The 21,466-nt window shown below is 58.3% G+C and carries 16 protein-coding genes; 11 read left to right on the top strand and 5 right to left on the bottom strand.

Translation table 11 applies throughout. From position 1 onward, the window contains the following. The 6 genes from IM764_RS09935 to galE all read left to right on the top strand — a co-directional run bounded on the left by IM764_RS09935 (nucleotide 1) and on the right by galE (nucleotide 5,740). The gene (locus IM764_RS09935; RefSeq protein ID WP_159460961.1) at nucleotides 1-501 is read left to right on the top strand and encodes a DUF3099 domain-containing protein; all 501 of its coding nucleotides are present in this window, start codon (nucleotides 1-3) and stop codon (nucleotides 499-501) included. A gap of 12 nt (nucleotides 502-513) precedes the next feature. Continuing rightward, nucleotides 514-2,184: a methyltransferase gene (locus IM764_RS09930; RefSeq protein ID WP_194187723.1), complete on the top strand. Its 1,671-nt coding sequence runs from the start codon at nucleotides 514-516 to the stop codon at nucleotides 2,182-2,184. Continuing rightward, on the top strand, nucleotides 2,181-2,633 hold the full coding sequence (gene dtd / locus IM764_RS09925; protein WP_194187722.1) for a D-aminoacyl-tRNA deacylase: 453 nt from the start codon (nucleotides 2,181-2,183) through the stop codon (nucleotides 2,631-2,633). The genes IM764_RS09930 and dtd overlap by 4 nt, the downstream gene beginning before the upstream one ends. A gap of 184 nt (nucleotides 2,634-2,817) precedes the next feature. Then, a complete protein-coding gene (locus IM764_RS09920) occupies nucleotides 2,818-3,855 on the top strand; it encodes a sigma-70 family RNA polymerase sigma factor (RefSeq protein ID WP_370551586.1) in 1,038 nt (345 codons plus the stop codon). A gap of 132 nt (nucleotides 3,856-3,987) precedes the next feature. After that, nucleotides 3,988-4,704, top strand: coding sequence for a metal-dependent transcriptional regulator (locus tag IM764_RS09915; RefSeq protein ID WP_099298633.1), 717 nt, complete (start codon nucleotides 3,988-3,990; stop codon nucleotides 4,702-4,704). Between the two features lie 10 nt (nucleotides 4,705-4,714). Further along, nucleotides 4,715-5,740: a UDP-glucose 4-epimerase GalE gene (gene galE, locus IM764_RS09910; protein ID WP_194187721.1), complete on the top strand. Its 1,026-nt coding sequence runs from the start codon at nucleotides 4,715-4,717 to the stop codon at nucleotides 5,738-5,740. Here galE and IM764_RS09905 read toward each other — a convergent pair. Next, nucleotides 5,694-6,947, bottom strand: a complete 1,254-nt coding sequence (locus IM764_RS09905; RefSeq protein WP_194187720.1) for a DUF4192 domain-containing protein — start codon at nucleotides 6,945-6,947, stop codon at nucleotides 5,694-5,696. The genes galE and IM764_RS09905 overlap by 47 nt on opposite strands. Nucleotides 6,948-7,089: 142 nt before the next feature. Between IM764_RS09905 and IM764_RS09900 the strand changes: the two genes are divergently transcribed. Together IM764_RS09900 and IM764_RS09895 are read left to right on the top strand one after the other, a co-directional pair. Then, complete coding sequence (locus IM764_RS09900) at nucleotides 7,090-8,193, top strand: PAC2 family protein (protein WP_194187719.1); 1,104 nt, start codon at nucleotides 7,090-7,092, stop codon at nucleotides 8,191-8,193. Then, on the top strand, nucleotides 8,193-10,763 hold the full coding sequence (locus IM764_RS09895) for a DEAD/DEAH box helicase (RefSeq protein WP_194187718.1): 2,571 nt from the start codon (nucleotides 8,193-8,195) through the stop codon (nucleotides 10,761-10,763). Before IM764_RS09900 ends, IM764_RS09895 begins: the two co-directional genes overlap by 1 nt. A 12-nt stretch (nucleotides 10,764-10,775) precedes the next feature. On the opposite strand, the gene IM764_RS09890 is transcribed toward IM764_RS09895, so the two are convergent. Beyond that, on the bottom strand, nucleotides 10,776-11,747 hold the full coding sequence (locus tag IM764_RS09890; protein WP_099298628.1) for a hydrogen peroxide-inducible genes activator: 972 nt from the start codon (nucleotides 11,745-11,747) through the stop codon (nucleotides 10,776-10,778). 20 nt (nucleotides 11,748-11,767) lie between these two features. Further along, entirely contained in the window at nucleotides 11,768-13,867 is a 2,100-nt protein-coding gene (locus IM764_RS09885; protein WP_228073744.1) for a neutral/alkaline non-lysosomal ceramidase N-terminal domain-containing protein, read from the bottom strand. A 118-nt stretch (nucleotides 13,868-13,985) separates the two neighbouring features. Between IM764_RS09885 and hrpA the strand changes: the two genes are divergently transcribed. Then, the gene (hrpA, locus tag IM764_RS09880) at nucleotides 13,986-18,077 is read left to right on the top strand and encodes an ATP-dependent RNA helicase HrpA (protein WP_370551585.1); all 4,092 of its coding nucleotides are present in this window, start codon (nucleotides 13,986-13,988) and stop codon (nucleotides 18,075-18,077) included. A 51-nt stretch (nucleotides 18,078-18,128) separates the two neighbouring features. Here the strand turns inward: hrpA and nrdR are convergent, their stop codons facing one another. Then, entirely contained in the window at nucleotides 18,129-18,584 is a 456-nt protein-coding gene (nrdR, locus tag IM764_RS09875) for a transcriptional regulator NrdR (protein ID WP_194187716.1), read from the bottom strand. Nucleotides 18,585-19,357: 773 nt separating this feature from the next. On the opposite strand from nrdR, the gene lexA reads away from it, so the two are divergent. Together lexA and IM764_RS09865 are read left to right on the top strand one after the other, a co-directional pair. Then, nucleotides 19,358-20,125 (top strand): transcriptional repressor LexA, encoded by a 768-nt coding sequence (gene lexA / locus IM764_RS09870; RefSeq protein ID WP_194187715.1) that lies wholly within the window; start codon nucleotides 19,358-19,360, stop codon nucleotides 20,123-20,125. A 47-nt stretch (nucleotides 20,126-20,172) separates the two neighbouring features. Continuing rightward, nucleotides 20,173-20,988 (top strand): DeoR/GlpR family DNA-binding transcription regulator, encoded by an 816-nt coding sequence (locus IM764_RS09865; protein ID WP_099298825.1) that lies wholly within the window; start codon nucleotides 20,173-20,175, stop codon nucleotides 20,986-20,988. A gap of 30 nt (nucleotides 20,989-21,018) precedes the next feature. On the opposite strand, the gene IM764_RS09860 is transcribed toward IM764_RS09865, so the two are convergent. Continuing rightward, the coding region (locus IM764_RS09860; protein ID WP_304503321.1) for a solute carrier family 23 protein at nucleotides 21,019-21,466 on the bottom strand (448 nt) is incomplete at its 5' end.

Below are 21,466 nucleotides of genomic sequence, written 5' to 3'. Positions count from 1 at the left end.
ATGGTTGCAGGTAAGGGACACGACACGCCTCGTCGGGCACACGGCTCGGGCGGTCGGCACGGTTCCAAAGCCGTCACTTTGATCACCAGTGCACGCAAGTCACCGTTGCAGGACTGGAATAATCGGCGAAAAATTTACGCCAGTTTGCAGCTTGCCCGTATTCCGCTGCTGGGGCTCGCTGGCCTGCTGATGTGGTGGACCAATAACTTGTGGATTTCCGCCTCCGTAGCCACGATCAGTCTCCCCTTGCCGTGGATCGCGGTTCTTCTCGCCAACGAAAAAGGCGATGTGGATCGACGCAGCCAACGCGTGTACAAGCCGCAGGTGGCACGCGAGGCACGCCAGGCAGTGGCACTGGAGCAAGCGACTCAGCGTCAATTGGGCCAGGAACAACAAGAGCTAGATCCCGATGCAACGTTGGCTCGCAGCCGGGAATCGGCGCCTCGCCAGCAGAGCATTCCTCCCCGAGAATTGCCTCCGCATATCATCGACCTGGATTAACCCTCCCCGCAATTGAAAGAGGACGTCATCAACACCCCCTCGGATCTATCCCCGATCTCAGAACCTGCTCCCGCTGCGCGCGCAGGCCAATCCCTCAAAGATTTGCTGGAACTGCTCGAGCACGCCGGATATGGCGGCGCAATGATTCACGATGTCCTAGGCGAAACAGGAGTCACAGCAGCGGCAACGGGCGCCCCTCAAGCTGCAGAGTGGCACGTCCAGCGTTCCACGGCCACAGATCATGCTCGCCAGTTGGTGCGTACGTTTTACCTCCGTCGGCCTATTTCGATGGCCGCATTGGATCAGTGCGTGGGCACCAAACTGATAGAAAAGCTGATTGCAGATCACGTCTTCGTTCCCCACGGCGCTGACACCTGGATTTCGAACGTGGACATTCGCCCGATTACGGTTGCCAGCCACGGCGTGGAGGATGTGCTCATCGCCTCCGATCCCGATGCATCACTGTGGGATCACATGCCTGGCCCCGATCATGTGCCTGGTGTGGGCAACGCTCCCATTTCTTTGTTGGGTTCCATCCCACCGATTGCCGACGGCTCGCGGGTTCTCGATCTCGGATGTGGCTCCGGAGTCCTGAGCTTGGTCCTCGCATCGTCAGCCACGGATGTCACCGTGGTGGGCACCGATATCTCATTGCGGGCTCTGGCTTATGCCCAGGTGAATGGCCAGCGGTTGGCGTCGAAAACAAAAAGCACCGTGACCTGGAAACACGGCGACTGGTTTGCACCGGTTGCGGAAGAGAAATTCGATTACCTCGTGGCCAACCCGCCGTTCGTGGTGGGACCGCCGGACGTGGAGCACGTCTATCGCGATTCCGGGCTCCCGCTGGATGGTGCCACCCAACACGTGGTGGAGAGCGCGCCAGGATTTCTCACGGACTCAGGTACCGCGCACATCCTGGCAGCATGGGCGCTGCGGAACGCAGAAACTGCCGCGCAACGCGTTGTTTCTTGGCTACCGGAGAAGGGCATTCGCGCGTGGGTTTTGCAACGAGAAACCGTTGATCCTGCGACGTATGTGACCACATGGCTGGAAGATGAATCGATCGATCCGCGGCACGAGGCCGGTCGAGCGCGCACGCAACGATGGATGGACTACTTCGCCGAGCACGATGTGGTGGAAGTGGGACTGGGCTTCATTCACCTGCAGCGCATCGAGGATGACGCGCCCACCGAATTAACCGTGGAGCCCCTCGATCACGCTCTGTCACCAGGAACGTTTTTGGGTGCGGAGGTAGGTGAGTTCTTCGCTCGTTCCGAATGGCTAGCCGGGATCAGTGGCCGCGGTCCCGAGGCGATCTTGGATGCCCATTTCGCATTGCGCCCCACGGTGGCTTTGGAGCGGGTGAGTCTCCCTGGATCCGACGCCACCACTTCTCTCGGTTTCCTGCCAGAGGTCTCGCGCCTTACGCGTACTGACGGCCCACGCTGGTCTCATGAAGTGGATGAACCACTCATCACCGTATTAGCGGGTGTGCACCCTCGAGCGCTGCCTCTTCGCGACGTGGCCGAGCTGTACTGCGCTGTCAATGACGTGGATGACATGGAGTTTTGCGCCGCACTGGCTCCTCTGGCTGTGGACCTGGTACGCCACGGAATGCTGATCCCCGCGGAACTATGGGATGAGTCGGAGGAAGAAAATCACTACTCGAAGGAGGGTGTGTGAAGGCAGTAGTAAGCACGGTCAGTGAAGCCGCTGTCACGGTGGCGGGTGAAACAGTCGGTGCGGTCGAGGGACCTGCTCTGTTGGCGCTGGTGGGCGTTGGCCGAGAAGATTCCCCGGAGGCGTGGGAGACGATTGCTCGCAAAATTGCCGAGCTGCGGCTATTCTCCCACCCAGACGAAGGCTGGGATGGCAGCCGAGACTACAGCGCCACAGACATCGGGGCATCTGTGCTGGTAGTGAGTCAATTTACGTTGATGGGTGCGACTGCCAAGGGCCGGCGGCCATCGTGGGCTCAAGCGGCGCCCGGCGAGGAAGCAGAACCAATCATCGACAAGATTGTGGACTATCTACGCGGGAGAGATCTGCATGTGGAAACGGGTCGCTTCGGCGCGATGATGCGGGTTCGCAGTGTCAACGAAGGCCCTTATACAGTCATCATTGAAAAATGAGGCGGACAGATGTGATTGCACCCCTAAAAAGGGTTGAGATCAAGGGCCTTCTAGGGGCAATGGAACTATTGCAGTGCGCAAAGCGTTGAAGAGGTAGATCATCAGAGAGATCAGGAACACATTGAGCAGAACAGCCTGCCCAGTGATTGTCTCCACCCCAAGCCCCTAGGAGGTTTTCGCGCTTATGAGTGAATCCATGTTTGACGAGGACAACGTCGACACCCTCAAGGAGGCTGATCAGAATACCGCCGAGGATGACAAGCCCCAGGACAAGGTCGAAGACAAAGGCCGCCGTCGCGGAAACAATGAGAACCCTTCCGCTGACCTGGTGCGCGTCTATCTGAACGGCATCGGCAAAACCGCTCTGCTCACCGCAGAGGATGAGGTGGAACTCTCCAAGCGCATCGAGGTCGGTCTGTACGCCAGCCACATTTTGAACAGTGGCGAACAACTGACGCGTGCACGTAAGCGTGACCTGAAGATCTTGGCTCGCGAAGGCAAGGCTGCTCGTACTCACCTCCTCGAGGCCAATCTGCGTCTCGTGGTCTCCTTGGCCAAGCGCTACACCGGACGTGGCATGCCGCTGTTGGACTTAATCCAAGAGGGCAACCTGGGCTTGATCCGCGCGATGGAAAAGTTCGATTACAGCAAGGGCTTTAAGTTCTCCACCTATGCCACGTGGTGGATTCGCCAGGCGATTACCCGTGGCATGGCTGACCAGTCTCGCACTATTCGCCTCCCGGTTCACTTGGTGGAGCAGGTCAATAAGCTGTCCCGTATCAAGCGCGAGATGTACCAGCAGCTGGGTCGAGAGGCCACCAACGAAGAGCTGTCTGAGGAGTCCGGCATCGAGGAGTCCAAGATCGAGATGTTGCTCAAGCAGTCTCGCGATCCAGTGAGCTTGGATATGCCTGTGGGATCCGATGAGGAAGCCCCTTTGGGTGATTTCATCGAGGATTCGGATGCCACGGATGCCGAGGCAGCTGTTGTCGCGTCCCTTCGCCACTCCGATGTCCGCGCAGTATTGGGCACGTTGGAGGAGCGGGAACAAGATGTCATCAAGCTGCGTTATGGCCTAGACGATGGCATGCCGCGCACGTTGGATCAGATCGGCCGCCGTTTCGGGCTGTCCCGCGAGCGTGTGCGTCAGATAGAACGCGAAGTCATGGCCAAGCTCCGTGATGGTGACCGCGCGGAAAAGCTCCGCGAATACGCTGTCTAGTACCGCGTTCGGAGCAGATCCATGCGTTCCACGCCGAATGCTGCCGTGTAACGTTAGTGTGAGTCATGCCTTCGTGCTTAGGCTGGGAAGACCCAGCACTTTAAGATTTTGCTTCGAGAAAGGGCCTATACGTTGAGGGATCTCGTCGATACAACCGAAATGTATCTCCGAACCATCTACGAACTGGAGGAAGAGGGAATTCCTCCGCTGCGCGCTCGCATCGCCGAAAGGCTCGAGCAGTCCGGCCCCACCGTGAGCCAAACAGTTGCGCGTATGGAACGTGATGGATTGTTGACCATCTCTCGCGACCGTTCACTGAAGCTGAGCGCGGAGGGTCGCGATCACGCCACCGCCGTGATGCGCAAACACCGCTTGGCTGAACGTCTTTTGACTGATGTTATTGGTCTTCCGTGGGAAAAGGTTCACGATGAAGCCTGCCGCTGGGAGCACGTTATGAGCGATGAGGTGGAGCGCCGTCTGGTTACCGTCTTGGACAGCGTCAGCACTTCCCCATTTGGCAACCGCATCCCCGGCTTGAATTCTCTGTTGGAGGATGAGCCAGAGGCCGATGAGCTGCGCGTCAAGATCGCTCCTGAGGTGGAAGGTGATTTCATCCGCGCCTCAGAAATTGAATCCACTGAACCCATCTCCGCGGTTATCCTGAACTTCAATGAGATCGTGCAGGTGGAGCACAAGATCATGGCTAAGCTCAGCGCTTTGTCCATCACTCCGGGTTCCACCGTGAACGTTCGATACAGCGATGACGGCCTCACTATCGGCAGCCCCGAGGGCGAAATGCTCATCCCAGATGAGCTGTGCCATGCCATCTGTCTTCGCCTAGAAAGCTAATTTCACTCCCATGACTGCGCTTCCCAATTCCACTTCACTTGCTCCCGGCAGCCACGTCCTCGTGACTGGAGCCGCAGGTTATGTGGGCAGCGTCTGTGCCACTGTCTTGGTGGAATTGGGTTATCGAGTGACCGTGGTTGACGATCTGTCCACGGGTAACCGGTCCGCTATTCCCGCGGAGGCAACGTTCGTAGAGGGCGATATCCGGGATGTGGCTGAAGAGGTTCTCGGTAATTCAGATATCTCCGCCGTTTTCCACTTTGCGGCTCGTTCCCTGGTGGGCGAATCCGTGGAAAAGCCTGCCGAGTATTGGCACCACAACGTGGTCACCACCCTGGAACTGCTGGATTCCATGCGCGGACATGGAGTGAACAACCTCGTCTTTTCCTCTACGGCCGCCTGCTACGGCGAGCCGGAGCAAGTTCCCATCACCGAGGACATGCCCACCCAGCCCACGAATCCCTACGGCGCATCAAAGTTGACGATCGATAGCATCATCACCAGCTACGCCGCTGCCTATGGGCTGGGCGCCACCAGCTTGCGCTACTTCAATGTCGCTGGCGCATACGGTTCGGTGGGGGAAAATCGCGAGGTGGAAACCCACCTCATCCCCCTTGTTTTGCAGGTTGTCTTGGGGCATCGCGAGCACATTTCCATGTTCGGTACGGATTGGCCCACCGAAGATGGCACTGCAGTGCGCGACTACATCCACATCCGGGACCTCGCGGATGCCCATATCTTGGCCGCAACCTCCAACACTCCCGGTGTCCACAGAATCTTCAACCTGGGCAGCGGAGACGGATTCAGCGTCAAGCAAGTTGTAGACACGTGCCGCGAAGTCACCGGGCACCCCATCCCTGCAGTGGAGGCTCCTCGCCGTGCGGGCGACCCAGCCACCCTCATCGCCTCTAGCGCGAAGGCCATCGCTGAGTTGGGCTGGCAACCATCTCGCTCTGATCTGCACACCATCGTCTCTGATGCGTGGGCCTTCACGCAGAATCTGGGAGATCAGGCACACTCGGCACGCAAGCACTAAACGCGTCCCAGTCGACGGCCTGTTCCAAACAGTTGAGGAACGTCGCGTAGTGCTGTGTGAATTCTCGACGCAAGCGTTCAGTCGTTTCCGCTTCGTCCGGCAAGCCCCAGTTGATGGCCCAAAATACTCCATGTTCGGCAACCCGGATCATCTGGGCTTTGCTCTTGCCTTCCATGTGGCCCTGCCATAGATGGCCACGCATGAGCGTGGTCAGTGCATCGATCTCCCCCGCCCTGCTTGGCCTGCGCAGTTCTTCCCCACAGCGCTGCAACGTGTGGAACGCTGGCATGCCTTCCCCGTTGCCGGCCAGCACCGTGGACAAAAGCGCCAGGATTCTACGCCTGACTTGAGTGCGCGTCTTGCGCGCCGTTTCCGCCAGCAGTTCTCGCACAATGGGCGCCCGGTCCCCCACGCTCAACGTCACCAGCAGTGGATGCAGGCGCTCGTCACGAGATAACGCTGCGATTGCCAGCAGTACCTTGCGGCGGGTACAGGCCTGTTCCAGGGCAGCTTCACCGCGAACAATCTCGGTAATGGACTCCATAACGGTGATGGCATCGCGCACAATGGCTAGAGATTCTTTTTCTGATTCCCCGGAGTCCACAAACGTCCGTGCGTAGAGGGGCTGGATGTTCGTCGTAGGATCCAACCAGTGATCGAGCTCGGCTCGGCTCGAAAACACCTTGGCTCCATGTACTGCACTGTGCGAATGCATGGGGTTGTCCGTCAGAGGTGCAATCTCACCAGTTTCCTCGGACTCTAGGTCGATCCACGTAGCCCCAGTTTCAATCGCTGTTGCCCACCAGGATCCGAGTACCCGCATGTCTCGATCGTCGAGGATCCGGTCGGCACACTCTGAGTACTCTTCCGCCACGTCTCGGTGCGGGTGCACGCAGTACAGCAACGCACGAACGTCCTCCATGTCACAAAGAGCGTGATCCATTGCGCGCACGGCATCGTCAATAGATTCTTCGGCGAGATCTGCACGCACCACAGGTCCTACTCGGAAGCGTGTGGAATGTGGAGCCTCTGGGATGATTCCCACGATGATCAGTGAACGATCTGGGACGAAGCCCATCATGGAGGGAAGTGCGGCGAAGATTGCTCCGGGATCGGATCCGATAAGAATCGGGTGGTGCGGAATATCGGGGTCGGTGGTGGTGTTGGATGAAGTGTCATCGAAGAACGTCATGGGGTTATCTTCCACGGATCACATCCCGCATCGCTTTCCCGTAGTGGGAAGCAGAATGGGTTTTCCCAGCACGGTGTGGAAAACCCTCAAGCTGTGAATAGTCGTCCGATACGGCTGCTAACCTAGACAAATACCTGAGCGAGAAGGGAGCGCCAGCATGACCACCAATGATCGCCCGGCATTTGATCGCTACAACCAACCAGACAACGGACGCAAAAAGGATTCCATGTATGAATTGGAATTCCCTGGTCCGCTGTCTACTCACGGGCAGCAAGAATCCCTTCCGATGGTCGTGGCTCTTGAGGGCTACGCTGATGCTGGTCAAGCCATCAACCAGGCCTCTACTCACCTCCTGCAGGCCTTGGACCACAGCCCCGTTGCCTCGTTCAATGTGGATGAGTTGATCGACTACCGCTCTCGTCGTCCCAGCGTGACCTTGGATCACTCCAGCGTGGCAGATCGGGAGAGCTTGGCACTCACGTTGAATCTGGTCAAGGACACAGAAGACCGCCCCTTCCTGCTGCTTTCCGGGCCAGAACCGGATCTCAAATGGGAAACGTTCAGCCGTTCCGTGGTGGACCTGGCCAAGCGCTGCTCCGTAGACCGCGTGGTCACTCTGTATGCCGCACCCATGACGGTGCCGCACACTCGCCCACTGATGATCAGCGCCCACGCCTCGGATCGCTCCTTAGTCAAGGACTTCCACACGTGGGAAGCACGCATGATCATTCCTGGTTCGGCGGCTTTGGAGATCGAGCTGAACCTGAAAAAGGCCGGCATCGAGACCGTCGGCGTGACTGCGCACGTTCCGCACTACATCTCCGCTTCGGACTACCCAGAGGCTACCCGGGCACTGCTTTCCGCCGCGGGCAAGGTCACTGAGCGCGAGATTCCACTGGGAGCTTTGGACGCTGACATCGACCGCATGAAGCGCCAACTTGCTGATCAGGTGGAAGAAAACCAGGAGATCGCCGCGATCGTGGGCGCCCTGGAGCAGCAGTACGATCTGGAGGCAGAGCGCCAGCGCAAGCGTCGAGAAAACAACCTTCTGGCACCCGGTGAAGACATTCCTACGGGAGACGAACTAGGCGCGGAGTTTGAGGCGTTCCTCGCGGAAATGTCCACGAGTCCAGGGGAACAAGCTGAATCCCAGGGATCTGGCGGTGCCGCTGAGCAGAATGACTCCGAGCAGGAAGACTCGGCGGAAAGTACTGAGGAAGATCAAGCTCGGCGTCGAGAAGAAGGAAATGAGGACAGTTAGTGGGCGTTGCCGCTGACCTCGCTCGTCTACTCCCGGACATCGAGGAAGTTCCAGAAAGCCTGGTCGACGATGCCATTCTGGAATCTTTTCTCGGATGGACCAGGGACCGTGGAATCACCCTCTACCCTGCCCAGCAAGAGGCAGCCACGGCGCTTGTCGCGGAGGACAACGTCATCCTGGCCACGCCAACCGGTTCGGGCAAATCCATGGTGGCGATCGCCGCGCACTTCGTGGCGCTGGCACGCAAACAGCGCAGCTTCTACACCGCCCCCATCAAAGCCCTGGTCAGCGAGAAATTCTTCGACCTGTGCCAGACGTTCGGCCCGGAAAACGTCGGCATGATGACCGGCGATGCGACCGTCAACGGCAACGCTCCCATCATCTGCGCTACTGCGGAGATTGTTGCCAACATTTCGCTCCGCGACGGCGCGAATGCCCGCATCGACCAAGTGGTCATGGACGAGTTCCACTACTACTCCGAACCCGATCGCGGTTGGGCGTGGCAAGTATCGCTTTTAGAACTTCCGAACGTCCAGTTCCTGCTGATGAGCGCCACGCTCGGCGACACGCAATGGCTGCAGGAAGACCTCACCCGCCGCACCGGTCGCACCACCACCCACGTCACGGGCAGCGTCCGCCCTGTCCCCCTGGAATTCCAGTACGTCTACACGCCGATCCACGAGACGGTGGAGAGTCTTCTCGACGCAGGCCTCGCCCCGATCTACATCGTGCATTTCACCCAGCGAGAGGCTGCCGAGCACGCCCAGGCGCTGACCAGCGTGTCGATGATCGATGCCGAACGGAAGCAACAGATTGCCGAGGCGATCGGTGATTTCCGCTTTACGTCCGCCTTCGGCAAGGTGCTGTCTAAGCTGCTGCGCAAGGGTATCGGCATCCACCACGCGGGTATGTTGCCGAAGTATCGTCGCCTGGTGGAGAGACTGTCTCAACAGGGCCTGCTCAAGGTCATTTGCGGTACAGACACCCTCGGCGTGGGCATCAACGTGCCCATCCGCACGGTGTTGTTTGCCGAGCTGGCGAAGTACGACGGTATCCGACATCGCATCTTGAAGTCCCGCGAATTTCACCAGATCGCCGGACGTGCCGGACGCGCGGGCTACGACACGCAGGGAACCGTGGTGGTTCAGGCGCCCGAGCACGAGGTGGAAAACTTCCGTCTCCGTCAGCGTGCGGGCACCGATCCGGCGAAGCTAAAGAAGCTTCGCAAGAAGGCCGCCCCGGAGGGCCGTGCGACGTGGTCGGAAAAGACATTTGAACGCCTGACCACCGCAGAGCCCGAGGAATTGATCAGCCAATTCCACGTCAGCAACTCAATGCTGTTGAACGTCGTGGCACGTCCCGAATGGACATATGGCGCGTTGCGTCACCTCATTCGTGGCAATCACGATACGCGGACGAAGCAAAACGCCTCCATTCACCGGATCATCGAGCTCTACCGTGGCGTGCTGTGGGCTGGCGTCGTCGAAGAATACGACGACCCACAGACTCCGACCGGAAAGAACGCGCGGCTGACAGAGGATATGCCGGTCAATTTTGCTCTCAATCAGCCACTGTCTCCCTTTGCCTTGGCCGCATTAGATCTTCTTGATCCCGAATCGGACACGTACACGATGGACATCATCAGCACGTTCGAAGCCGTGCTGGATGACCCGCGACAGATTCTGACCGCCCAGATGAAGGCCGCGAAATCCGAAGAAATCGCAGCGCTGAAGGCCGAAGGCGTGGACTATACCGAACGCATGGCGCTGCTGGAAGAAGTCACGTGGCCCAAGCCCTTGGAAGAGCACCTCGAAAATGCCTTCGAGATGTTTTGTGAAGGCAGCCCGTGGGCCCGAGATTTCGATATCAGCCCGAAGTCCATCGTCCGGGACATGATTGAGAAGGCGATGACGTTCTCAGACTTCATTGCCACCTATGGCCTGGCCCGGTCCGAAGGCGTGCTGCTGCGCTATCTCACGGATGCATGGAAGACACTCGATCACTCTGTGCCCGCCAAGCACCGCACGGAGCAGTTGGAAGACGTCATCGTGTGGCTTGGCGAGCTGATCCGACAGGTGGACTCCTCACTCATCGAAGAGTGGGCGACGATGGGCGACGAAGATACGCCGCTCACCGAAGAGCAAGTGGCTGAGATCGCATTTGGCGTGGAAGATGCGTCCTTGCTGTCCTCCAACCCGCGTGCCTTGACGACTATGGTGCGCAACTTGTTCTTCAGGCACGTGGAGCTGTTCGCCTTCGAGCGCGAAAACACGCTGGCTGCATTGGACGACTATATGGATTCCCCACCAGAGTGGCCCGCTGCGATGGACGATTACTTCGAGGAGTACGCCGACCTCGGACTCGATGCTGATGCGCGTTCGGGCGCGATGATCCGCATCCAACGCGGTCAAGGCTGGGATGGGCCAGACAACAACCTGTGGTTGGTCCGGCAAACCTTAGATGACCCAGAGAAGGACCACGGTTGGGCTTTCGAGGGAGAGGTTGACCTCGCAGCTACCGATGAAGCTGGCGAAGTGCGATTGCGTGCGCTGCGCATAATCCAGGGCTAGCAGCCTGTGGAACTAGCGCGCCAAACCATGGGATTCGAGAAATTCGTGGCTTTCCGCCTCCGCGTCCCGATACGCGCTTGTGAGCATTTCGCTTAACTCCGCGTAGTCACTGGTTCGCGTGGTGCTCGCACGAAACGCCAGAACCACGGAGCGGCTCGCGGTGTGTGCTCCACCGGCGAAGCGAGCAAACGCCAGGTGTGGGCGGCGGCATTCAGCGGCCACTGCGCTCAAGGGAACCAGCGTGGCTCCAAAACCAGCCGCCACTAGTTGCATCACGGTGGTCAGGCTGGCCGCTCGAGTCAACGCCGTGCGGGGATCCACAGGGATATCCACCGCGTGGCAAATGTCCACCACTTGGTCTGTCAGGCAGTGTCCGTCGTCAAGTAAAAGAATGTTTTCCCCGGCGATCTCGCTGAGCGCCAAATCTGTTCGTCCCGCCAGCGGGGAATCGTACGGAACCACAAGCACGAATTCTTCGTCGTAGAGCTCGATGGAATCAAAAGTGGTGCTATCCACAGAACCGCCGAGTACCGCTACTTCCAGATTTCCGGAACGCAAGCCCTCCTCCAGCGCGTGAGTTCTGTCTTCCACGATCTGCGGCTGCAGCTCCGGCGCGGCCTCGGGAAGCCGGCCCAGCAAATGCGGCAGCAGGTATGGGGCGATGGTCGGGATGATTCCCACCATTAGATCCCCCACCAGTCCGCCTTGTGCGCCGCGGGCCTGCCCCACGAACGCATCGAGGCTTTCCAGCGTGGCCTGGGCAAACGGCAACAGGGTTCTGCCGATGGGTGTGATGATCACCTTGCGCGTGGAGCGTTCCACGAGCTGCACTCCCAGTCCGGTTTCTAACGCCGCGAGCCCCTGCGACAGCGAGGGTTGGGAAATGCCCAAGTGTCGCGCTGCCGCACCAAAATGCTTGAACTCCGCGATGATCGCGAAAGTTCGCAGCTGGGCGAAGGTCGGCCGAAAGTCTTTATAAACCACCCTTTCACCCTACCTAAGCGTTAGACCACGGTAATGGTAGTTTTCGCCTCATATGGCGTGAGTTGCCCGCCAATGGACTTGGAATCACCACGGAAGCTCAAGGCGTACTTGCCTGGCTTCATCTCTGCGGTATTCCACGAGACGGTGACGGTGGTACTCCCCCACGAGTTCGCGAAGGTAATGAGCGTGGATTCGCTGGAATCGTTGGCCACCACTGCGCCGTCCTCATCGGTGATGGTCAAATACCCTTCGCCGTGGCGCAGGTTGTTGTTTGGGTTGGCGCCCACAAATTTTGCGGTGGCGCTGTTTCCCGACGTCACCACGCCCGGCTGTTGCACGATATCGCCAAACTTCTTGCCGAAGGGAGCGATGTCCATCCACGGGTTGGCTCCCGGTGCAGGAGGGATATGTCCCGTGAGATCCCCGGCCGGGCCACCTACTGGCACCTCTTTGCCTTCGTGCATGGCTTGCGTCAGATCGTGGAAAATCTGTTGCATCGCTGGGAGTTGGTTCCTTCCGAAGGCGGTGGCTCCACCTTCATAGTTCTGAGTGGAATACTCCTCTGGAGTGGTGACGTAGTGCCCGTAAGAGTTGACGTATCCCTGGGAAATGACCGTGTCCAAGGGCACATTCAAAGCCTCGGCAACCACTCGGCGCAGCCGCAGTCCAGACACGATAGTGGCCTCAAATCCGTGAGAGATGAGCACGAGTCCACCGATCCGATGAATGTAGAACGGGAAGACCTGCTGCAGCATGCCGGGGATGAAGCCGACGGGAAGCAACATTTCTTTCGGATCATGGATCTCATGCATCTGCGGAGGAACCACGACTTTGCCCACTTGCTCGACCCACGGTGTGCCGCCTCGCTCACCCTCTTGGAAGCCCAGCAGAGGTTCGCCACCGCCGTCTTCCTGCGAGGACGCGGCAAAGGCGGCGCCGAGGATGGCCGGGCTGGTCTTGCCCGGTTTGCCATCCGGGGTCCATTTTCCGTCGACCTGCTGGTTTGAGATGTCCATCCACCGATAGATGCCGCTGACCCCTCCACCAGAGATTCCGGGGATGTCGCTGGATCCCGCGATGCCACCCATCAGCCGCTCGCCGATGATGCGCGCGGAGTCCATGGAGTTGACTCCCGGTCCACTATCAGGCGTGAGCCCGAGGTTTGGAGTGATGTCTCCTGGGGAGGAATTGGCGAATGCGGCTACGAATGTAGCATTCTCTGGATGTTGGTGATCCACGCCGAGCGCTTCTTCGGTGGCCCATGCGGCATAGCCCTTGTTATCTGTACCGACGTGACGGTACGTGTGTCCGTTGCTCGTGGGGTGCACAGCGAACCAGTTGATAAAGCCCACGGTCTTGTCACCACGATGGATGCGCAGCGTTGTTGCCGCTGGATCGATGCCCTCCGGGAATACGTCTTTGTCTTCCTGCGGGTTCTTGTCGAAGGCCTCTCGTGAGCGATTCACGCTGGCGTTATGCACCTCGGCACGGGACAGGGTGATGTCTGAGGGCTGAATATCGTCATGCGCACGCACGATGGAATCTACAATGCCTGAGACGTTGGCCTCAAAAGTGATGGGACGGAATCCGCCCACAGTGATGTCCACCATGAGGTGGGCAGAGGTACCACCCGGGGCAATGTGCGTGTGCTGGGCGTGCAGCAGCACGTTGTGCTGGCCGTACAAGTCGCCGAACTTTGCCTTTAACCGCCGCAACACTTCTAGGTGAATGGACTGAAACATCAGGCCCACATCCGCTGTGCAGTGCACCACTCGCTGCCCGCTATCGGGGTCCACGAAGATGAACGAACGTGCATATTGACGACGCTGTAGCCCAATGGACGATTGCTCCAGCACGGCATACCCATTCATTCCCGCGCCCCACGGCTCTCCAGTCATGTCTGCCATGCCACGGCCAACTTCGAGGGATCCTCCAGATTGCGCCCCGGCGGCTCTTTGGGAGATGGAAGACCACAGCACGCTGCCGCTGATTGCGGCCATCCCAGCGAAAAAGATGCGGCGGGAAAACGGGGAATTGAACACGCTTCCCGCTACCTCGGTGGCTTGAGCCAGAGTGGCTTCGGTGTGCGTGCGGGACTGCCCCATGGTGTCTTTAACCATCAGCGTCGTTCACTTTCTTCGAATTAGATATTCATTAGCTAGGCAATACTAAACAAACGAGAGTCGAGCGTGGGGCGGAAATGAAGAAGCCCGCAGGCCACTTGTTAGAATCTTTTTGGTGAGTACCCCCAATAGCGACAAACCACGACATGACGGACACCCCCGCGGCACGTCCGGTCCCCAACGTCGTAAACGTCGGAGAGGTCGCTCGTCCCGCCCCTCACGCCCCGTGCGCACCATTGGTCCCATTAGCTTTCCGGATCAACTGCCGGTCAGCGAGCGGCGTGAAGAGATCATGAAGACGATCTCTGAAAACCAGGTGGTCATCATCGCGGGCGAAACTGGATCCGGCAAGACCACCCAGATTCCGAAAATGTGCCTCGAGCTCGGTCGTGGACGTTCCCAGCTCATAGGTCATACTCAACCTCGCCGTATCGCCGCCCGCAGCGTCGCGGAGCGTATCGATGAAGAACTCACCTCCTCCAGTTCAGAGAACGCAAAGCTGGTGGGCTACAAGATCCGCTTCGATGACAACATCAGTTCGTCCACCGCCATCAAGCTCATGACGGACGGTGTGCTTCTCAATGAGATTCAACGCGACCGGCTCTTGCGTGATTACGACACACTCATCATCGATGAAGCCCACGAACGCAGCCTCAACATCGACTTCCTCTTGGGCTACCTCAAGCAGTTGCTACCCAAGCGCCCGGATCTCAAACTGATCATCACCTCCGCGACCATCAACCCCCAGGCATTCGCAGAGCACTTCTGCGATGCTGCAGGAAAGCCCGCGCCGATCATCGAAGTGTCCGGTCGCACTTACCCGGTGGAAGTTCGCTACCGGCCGCTGGTTCGCGAGCATCTCAACGACAAGACTGGCGAGATTACGGAAACGGAAGTCGATCCTCTCGACGGTCTCGTGGAAGCCTGCCGCGAACTCGTGCGGACTGGCCCCGGCGATATCCTCTGCTTCTTCTCTGGAGAACGAGAGATCCGCGATGCCGCAGACGCCTTACACGCCGCCTTCCCCCACAACCGGGGCGAGCAGATCGACATACTCCCGCTATTCGGCAGACTCTCCAACGCCGAGCAACATCGAGTCTTCTCCCCTGGTGGTAAGCGACGCATCGTGCTAGCTACCAACATTGCGGAGACCTCGCTGACCGTGCCCGGCATTCATTACGTGGTGGATACCGGCCTGGCACGCATCTCCCGCTACTCCCACCGCACAAAAGTCCAGCGCCTCCCAGTCGAAGAGATCAGCCAAGCTAGTGCAACGCAGCGATCCGGCCGCTGTGGCCGAACCGCAGACGGCATCGCCATCCGCCTGTACTCGGAAGAAAACTTCCACGCTCGCCCGGAGTTCACCGACCCGGAAATTCTTCGCACGCACCTGGCCAGCGTCATTCTTTCCATGATCGCACTGGGTCTCGGGGATATCGACGAGTTTCCCTTCCTCCAAGCTCCCGATAAGAAGTCCGTCCGCGATGGTGTGGCGCTGTTGCACGAGCTGGGCGCGCTGAAGGTGGCGTCGGGAAAAAAGCACCAGGCCGGCGGGCAACAACAACTAACCCAAACTGGCCGCGATATGGCTCGCATTCCCACCGATCCTCGGTTGGCACGCATGCTCGAGGCAGCCCACCACAACAACGTTCTGGAACAAGTCGCGGTGATTGTGGCCTCCTTGAGCATTCAGGATGTGCGGGAACGTCCGCTCGAACACCAAGGCAAGGCGGACCAGCTGCACGCCCGCTTCGGTGCGGACTCGGACTTCATCAGCGTGCTCAAGCTCTGGAACTACCTGCAGCACAATCGTCGGGAACTCAGCGGCAACCAGTTCCGCAAGCTCTGCCAGAGCGAATTCATCCACTACATGCGCTCTCGCGAATGGATGGATTTGGTGCGCCAGCTGCTGACAGTCATCCAGGAACTCTCGTGGAGCATCCCCAACATTGCCCACGTGCGCGACATGGACTTCGACGAAGAAAACATCCATGAAGACGCGGTGCACAAATCAGTACTCACCGGCCTGCTGACTAATATTGGCATGCGGGAAGGCAACTCCAAGCAGTTCACTGGCACGCGCAATACGCACTTCGTCATCCACCCCAGTTCCCAGCTGTCCAAAAAACCACCGCAGTGGGTCATGGCTGCCGAACTGGTGGAAACCTCCCAGGTTTTCGCGCGCACGGCCGGTCCAATTGATCCTGCGTGGGTGGAAACCATCGCGCCACACATGACCAAGACTGTGCATTCCGAACCACATTGGTCTAGCTCTCGCGGCGCAGCGATGGTCCACGAAAAGGTCTTGATGCTCGGATTGCCGCTGGTTGCGGACCGAACCGTCAACCTGGGACGAATCGACAAACCACTGGCGCGCGAACTGTTCATCAGAAATGCCCTGGTGGAAGGCGATTGGACCACGCGCCACAAGTTCTTCCATCACAACCAGGAGTTGTTGAACGAGGCCAGCTTGTTGGAAGACAAGGCCCGCAGGCGGGACATTATTGTCGACGACGACACTCTGTTCCGGTTCTACGATTCCCGGATCCCTGCCTCTGTCACCTCAGCTCGGCATTTCGACGCGTGGTGGAAGAAGGCCCGTCATACCGACGCCGGTTTGCTGGACTTTTCCGCCGATGCGCTAATCGAATCCGCTGAGGGGGCGACAGCCGCCCACGAGTTCCCTGACGTGTGGCAGCAGGGCAGCTTAGAGTTCGAACTCAGCTATGTCTTCCAGCCGGGAGACCCGCGTGACGGAATCACCATGCGCGTGCCACTTCCCTTGTTGGCTACGGTCGATTCCCAAGCCACGCAGTGGCTGGTCAGCGGGCTGCGCAAGGAACTGTGTGTATCGCTGATTAAGAGCTTGCCCAAGCCACTACGCAGGAGCGTGGTGCCCGCTACGGACTTCGCGGAACACGCACTGCAACGTATGACGCCTTTCGACGGAGCCATCGATGCAGCGCTGGCTGATGCGCTTCGGTCACTTGGTGGCAGTGGAATCTCCGCATCGGACTTTGATTGGTCCAAGGTGCCATCCCACCTGCGGATGAACGTGGCTGCCATTGATCGACGAGGCCATGTGGTGGATCAGGACCGCGACGTCGCTGCGCTCCAACAGCGACTCACCTCTCAGGTCACCAACGCTATTGCGCAAGCCGCAGCCCGCAGCCTGGGTTCTGGATCTGATGCGCCCGATCCCGCCGACGCAGCTTCTCATGGTCGCCACGGAAGGCCGAAAAGTGGCGATAAGACTAAGTCCGGGAATGGTCGAGATAAGAATTCTGCGCAGGGTAAACCTGGCGGACGCAACGCTTCAGGACGCGGCGGTGCTGCCACTGGCGGTGTGCTGGCCCGCGCCGCCAACTGGGATGCAGAAAACATAGGGACGGTTCCAGAGACGGTAGAAACCATCGTCGATGGGCAGACTGTGGTGGCCTACCCCGCGATCGTCTCCGTGGACAAGGGCGTGGTGTTACGAGCGTTCCCCACGCCGCAAGCGGCTGCTGCACAGCAGTTCAAGACGGTTTTGACCATGATGACGAAGACGGTAGCCGTCTCGCGCGCACAGATGCTCAAAGGCCTGCCGCTGCGACAGCGCGTTGCGTTGGAGAATTTCCCGTATGTGGGCTTTGACTCACTGTTGGAAGATCTTGTCACCGTGACGTGCAAGAGTATTTTGCAGGAGCACGGACCAGTTATTCGAGATCCAGACCGGTGCGCAGAAGTCATTAACATTGCTCGGAAGCAGGGTGCCACTGGGGTCCGAAAGGCTGTGGTGGAAGTTGCACCTGCAGTTTTGGCGGTTGCGGACATGGCCGAGGAACTAAGGGAGTGGAGTGGCGAGCCCATAGAGGCAATGCGTCAGCAACTGGATTTCTATGTGGGATCTCATGCCGTGGCGCGCCATGGGGTTGCTCAACTTAGGCATGTTCCGCGGTACGTGGCTGCCATGCAGGCCAGGTTGGACCTGATGGAGACTGATCCGGACAAGGAAGAAGTGCTGGACGGGCAAGTCTTAGACGCGGAAAGATACCTGGCTAAGACCCTGGATAGATTGCCTGAGGCGCGAGCGGCTTCTCCGCAGATCAAGGAGATCCACTGGATGATTGAAGAGCTCAGGGTCAGCTTGTTTGCGCAAAACTTGGGTACCGCACGCTCGGTATCTGTCCAGAGGATTAAGAAGGCACTCGACAAGATTCGCTAGGGGTTGTGCTTCAAGGCCTCGGAAGATTCAGTGCTGAGCTCTGCATCTTAGCTAGCTACGGGCGCGGTGAGCGCGGAGTGATTCGATCTCCTGCTCAAAATCCTCTGCGCTATCGAAGGACTTGTACACAGAGGCGAAGCGGAGATAGGCCACTGCATCCAGGTTCCTTAGAGGTTCCAGAATCGCGAGGCCAATTTGGTTGGCCTGCACTTGTGAACCGTGAACAGCGCGAACGTTCTGCTCTACTTCGTGGGCCAGTCTCTTAAGTGCATCATCTGACACATCACGACCCTGGCATGCCCGGCGAACGCCTTTGATCATTTTCTCGCGGCTAAATTCTTCAGTCACCCCGCTGCGCTTAGTAACCAGCAAAACGGAGCGTTCCACGGTGGTAAAACGGGTTTCACATTCGAGACATTCTCGACGACGGCGAATCGCGACACCGCTTTCCACGGTTCGGGAATCAACTACACGCGACTGTTGGGAACTACAAGAAGGGCACAGCACGCCACTCATGCTAGTCCCGATGCAGCGTTTAAAGGAATAGCGGGCTCAAACCCATAGTCAGAACCATGGTCCCCACCGAAAGGGACATACCACCTGGAGAGGTAACGAACTTCTCTACATTCTGCGTCCATCGTTCCAAGAACCTAGATGATGCGTTATCGAACGCTGCAGAAGAATCTTCCACCAGACGCTCGCTCCTACGAACACGCGCTCGTGAAGGAACGATCGCCCTTCCCTGCCCATGGGTGTTCGAACGCTGCGTGGATTCAGGAACTTTCGGAACAAGAAGGTCCGTGAAAGATTCCCGAGGTGGACTGATGGTAGAACCGCTCTGTGCGGGGATCGACGACACGATACGCTCTGCACGTGCAGTACGAACAGAACGGGAATCCGGGCGAGTCAGCGCAGTAGTCATATTGGCCTTCTTTCTTCTCAAACAATCGTCATGAGGACAAACCTCGGTGATTTCATGCATTTGCCACTTCGGCTAGCTCACGCATGTAATTCTCACGACCAGTGCGGCCATCGACTACCTGCGAGCCATCCGAACAGGCACGAAGATCATTAAACTCACCGGCTAGACAACCAGAGTGGATTTAATCGAACACTGAACGCCTTTGGTACGAACGTTCGATTTCATGCCTTAATGGAAAAATAGCACGCCCGTTCTAAACTGTCCATTCATTTTCCAAGCTTTTTCGAACAGATGAACCAGACTAAGTGACGTTGATGAGGTAGGGTGAGAACCACGTCGAAATCTTCAAGGAGCACACATGAGTCCACTTTCTTCCGCCGGAGATGAGCAGCCCGTCGCACCCGAGGCCCGCCGCAAGCCAGGCCGACCCCGTAAGTCCGCAGCAGATAAGGCGGCAAGCGCCAAGGGAAAGGGTCGCGATTCTCTCAGTGAGCGCCAGCGGCGCATTCTAGAAGTCATCACTGATTCCAAGGTGCTGCGTGGCTACCCCCCAAGCATCCGCGAAATTGCAGAGGCCGTTGGTCTGCAGTCCACTTCGTCGGTGTCCTATCACTTGACCCAGCTCGAGGAGAAGGGGCTGCTTCGCCGAGAAGACAAGAAGCCGCGTGCAGTTGATATTCGCGGATATGAATCATCCCCAGGACGGTCTAAGCCAAGCGAAAACGCCACTGAAGCCAGTGATGCGCGCCCTGAAGCCTCGTATGTTCCCGTCGTCGGTCAGATCGCCGCTGGTTCTCCGATATTGGCTGAGGAAAACGTAGAAGCGGTCTTCCCCCTCCCAAATGAACTCGTGGGCAGTGGAGAACTTTTCCTCCTGCAGGTTGTCGGTGAATCCATGCGAGATGCCGGCATCTTCAATGGAGACTGGGTCGTCGTCAAGTCCCAAAAGGTCGCAGAACTGGGCGATTTTGTGGCCGCGATGATTGATGGAGACGCCACCGTTAAGGAATGGCACAAGAACGAAGACGGATTGTGGCTGCTCCCCCACAACGATCTGTTCGAACCAATTCCTGCTGAAGAGGCGGAGATCTTGGGCAAGGTCGTCGCCGTCCTCCGTAAGATCTAGACGAGGTAATCGATTAGCCCTAGGAGAAAGGTCGTCCGCCCATGCCGTTGCGGTCCACTGAACGTCGCCGGCAAATATTGTCGTTGACCGCCGTTAAGGGTCGCGTCACGGTAATTGAGCTCGCGGAGAAGTTTGGCGTCACGGCAGAAACAATTCGGCGCGACCTGGCCACACTCGATGCACAAGGCGGAATTCGCCGAGTACACGGTGGCGCGGTCCCGTCACAGAACTACCGCACGGAATTCACCCCATTCGAATCGCGCGCCCAATCTGCGCTCGACGCTAAACGGCGTATTGCTCGCAGAGCTCTCGAGCTACTTCCGCCTCCTGGCCGCACCTTGTTTCTCGACGGAGGAACCACTACCGCTCTCATGGCAGAAGCTCTCGCCACCTCGGGACTAGAGAGCATCCCCCACGCCCCTACCAGCGGTTATGTTCCTCCCTACAAGCTGATCACGAATTCACTACCCATCGCCAAAACTCTGGCAGATTCCGAATACTTCGATATCCAGCTTCTCGGCGGCAAAGTACGCCCACAGGCGCAAGCGGTCGTAGGCAATATCGCCACCCAAACCATCGCAGTTCTCAGAGCTGATGTGGCATTTGTAGGCACCAACGCTCTTACCCTAAATCACGGGCTCTCCACCCCTGATGAAGAAGAGGGCGCTGTGAAACGCGCCATGGTCACACACGCCGAGCACGTCATAGCCCTCGTAGATGCCACAAAGTTCGGGCTGGATTACTTAGTCAGCTTCGCTGCTATTGAAGACATCAGCACCGTTGTCACTGACCTACAACCACACGAGTCCTACGTCGCCGCACTAGAGAATGCTGGAGTTTCTGTAGCCTTCGCTAAAAAGTAGCCACCCGGTATTCAGCAGTCGCCACCACGACTATTCCGCGCGTGCCGTATTGACGTATCGGCCTTCCCCCACGTGATCGTAAAGCCAACGCATCACTGGATAGCCCACAATGATGCCAACCGAACCCCACGCAATGCCCTCCAGCTGAACGCTGCCTACCGTCAACGTTAGATTTCCAATGCCGGCGATGATGGCGACGGATGCCGCTGTGAGATTGACTGGATCCGTGAGACGAACGTTGTTGTCCTGCCAAATGCGCACTCCCAGCAGCCCAATCATTCCGTACAAGACGATCGTTGCCCCACCCAATACACCGACTGGAATCGTCAAGATGGCAGCCCCGAACTTCGGGATAAAAGCCAACGCAATGGCAGTGAACGCAGCCACCCAATACGCCGCAGAGGAATACACCTTGGTGGCAGCCTGAAGTGCCCCAGGTTTTGTTCCGTCTGAGTAGATGGGAAAATCTGGAACATGC

The sequence above is a fragment of the Corynebacterium sp. ED61 genome, assembly GCF_015233855.1.
Taxonomy (GTDB): domain Bacteria; phylum Actinomycetota; class Actinomycetes; order Mycobacteriales; family Mycobacteriaceae; genus Corynebacterium; species Corynebacterium dentalis.
Note: the sequence above shows the minus strand (reverse complement) of the source record. Positions and strands in the feature narration are given on the sequence as shown.

Coding starts and splice junctions, on each gene's coding strand:
- IM764_RS09920 (WP_370551586.1), top strand. CDS start 2,818: ATGAGTGAATCCATGTTTGACGAGGACAACGTCGACACCCTCAAGGAG.
- IM764_RS09935 (WP_159460961.1), top strand. CDS start 1: ATGGTTGCAGGTAAGGGACACGACACGCCTCGTCGGGCACACGGCTCG.
- IM764_RS09900 (WP_194187719.1), top strand. CDS start 7,090: ATGACCACCAATGATCGCCCGGCATTTGATCGCTACAACCAACCAGAC.
- galE (WP_194187721.1), top strand. CDS start 4,715: ATGACTGCGCTTCCCAATTCCACTTCACTTGCTCCCGGCAGCCACGTC.
- lexA (WP_194187715.1), top strand. CDS start 19,358: ATGAGTCCACTTTCTTCCGCCGGAGATGAGCAGCCCGTCGCACCCGAG.
- IM764_RS09885 (WP_228073744.1), bottom strand. CDS start 13,867: ATGGTTAAAGACACCATGGGGCAGTCCCGCACGCACACCGAAGCCACT.